At 48.6% G+C, this 1,980-nt stretch carries 1 protein-coding gene and 1 pseudogene; both read right to left on the minus strand.

Annotated features, from left to right (window positions below; all coding sequences use genetic code 11):
• Nucleotides 1-66: 66 nt before the first annotated feature.
• Complete coding sequence (locus tag PHP91_RS12750) at nt 67-1,476, minus strand: DUF6035 family protein (protein WP_300141201.1); 1,410 nt, start codon at nt 1,474-1,476, stop codon at nt 67-69.
• A gap of 33 nt (nt 1,477-1,509) precedes the next feature.
• Nucleotides 1,510-1,980, minus strand: a pseudogene (locus PHP91_RS12755) (hypothetical protein); the annotation flags it as partial.

The raw sequence follows: 1,980 nt of genomic DNA on the forward strand, positions 1-1,980 counted from the left end.
AATCGTGAGCCGCTTTTGTTTGATTTCTGTTGGCCGCTGGTCGCTTTGTCCCACATCTGCCCCTTATTAGAGAGTGGTATTTCTCCTTAGGCGGTAACGAGTAGCGTTTACTTTCTTGTCGAGAGTTGGTTCAATTTCAGGAAACATAAAAAGTACCAAATCTCGAAAGGAGTCATCGTAATACTCTTTGATGGAACCTGATCGTTGCATTTGCTTCCAAGCTTTGTCGACTTTTGGCTTCCAGAGAGGGCCTTCCCAAGGTCGTCTTTTATTAATATCTTGTTCAATTAGCCGGTTGTCCCAGTTATAGAATGTGCAAATTGCTCTGAAATAGAAAAAGAATGGAGTGTGGCTATCAATGACCTTATGGGCGCATTCTATGAGTTTGTTGAAATGATGCCCAACGGGAGTGCCCGCTCTGGCCGACGCGAGGTGCTGGGTTACAGAGATAAGTTTTCCTTCTTGTTTTGGAAGGTTAATCTGCTTTTGTCGGCATAGTCGTATGAATGCGCATAAAGGATTGTCTGACTGTTGATTTGAAATAGTACACCAGCTCAAATATTGATCCACGACTCGACGCTCAGCTTGATGTGTAATACGTTGTAGTAACGTAGCCTTACTCGCCTCGTAATCGTAGAAAACGGCATGCTGGAGTTTTGGGGTTAGTTTCAAGTCATGGAAGCTGATCATTTGCGTACAAAAGACCTTGGAAAATGACGCCTCGTCCTCCGCAAGAGTAGGTTGGATCCAATGACATTCCATATGCAACTTGCCTTCAGCCAGGGATTTTGTGTGCGTGTCTGCGTTGATTACGAACGCATTCATATTGTTGGGGGCTACTATGTCGTGCTGGGTCATTTGGGGGTCACATTCCTCGAAATTCCGAGAAACCCAGATAAGCAAAGCCTCCTCGTCTAGATAGAATTCCCTGCGCCCCACAATTTCAGTCAAAAAGGTTGAGGACAACTGAATTTCAAAAGCGACAACTAGATCACCTTCGGGGCTATGGAGGGTAGCCCGGACATCGGGTACGCGATAACTTTTGGAATCGTGCGAGCTGGTGAATCTTCGTTCAACCATGACATCAGAAAAGGACGAATCCGCTTTGAGGCATTCTGCCAACCAAGCCTTGGTCTCTTTGTGAGCCGGGCTTTCCTTTTGTCCATTGAAATTCCTCGCTCTGATTTCGTCTTGGCTGAGCCCTCTTTCTTGGAGATACGGGCAATTCCCTTCCACCGTTTCGTGGATGAAGTATTGCCCCATTTTGTCGATAGAAGCGCGGAGTTTTACAGGCTTATGGCAAATGGGACACCTGAAGAGAGGTGTGTCACGGTGGAGATGTTTTTGCACTCGTTCTCTGAGTTTTAATCCTTCATCATTATCTTGGGCTAACGAGTCAGCCCTAATGATTTTTCCAGTCAAGTTGTCGTAGACGACATCCAGCAATGTATCACCACGAATTCGAAAATCTTGCATGACATCCACCTTTCGTTGCGAAGAGCCCAAGCGCTACAAGTCCGGCAAATCCGCACCGAGCATTTCAATATATTCCGGTCCCAGAATATCCGGGCGGTACAGCGTGGGGAAATAGTACGGCATGACGTGGATGGTGAATGCCACCTTGAGGGGGGCGCGATGATTCTCGGATGCCAATAACCCCTCGTCCAATAGCTGTCGAACGATCCTTCGGGATGAAGTTTCACTCGTGTTGAGAATCTCGGGTGCTTGCCCTCTGGGGACCTGTCCTTCCATGAAGACAGCGCGCAGCAGGCGCGACGCCCTGAGGGGGAGCTTGGCGCTTCCCCTTTGCGAGCGCTCGCGGACAAACCATTCTATGCGCTGCTCGATCTTTTCCAGGCGCAATTGCCTGGTCATGAACTGAATCTGGTCAAGGCAGACTTGCAGGAAGAACTCGCAAAAGTCGGCCAGACGTTCATTCAACGATTCCGGGGTGTCGTCCGGGGCGGGGTCAACGGAGAA

This window comes from Pseudodesulfovibrio sp. (assembly GCF_028692895.1).
In the GTDB taxonomy this organism is placed as follows: Bacteria; Desulfobacterota; Desulfovibrionia; order Desulfovibrionales; family Desulfovibrionaceae; genus Pseudodesulfovibrio.

Excerpts from the sequence above, each read along its gene's own strand:
- PHP91_RS12750 (WP_300141201.1), bottom strand. The coding sequence starts at position 1,476 with ATGCAAGATTTTCGAATTCGTGGTGATACATTGCTGGATGTCGTCTAC.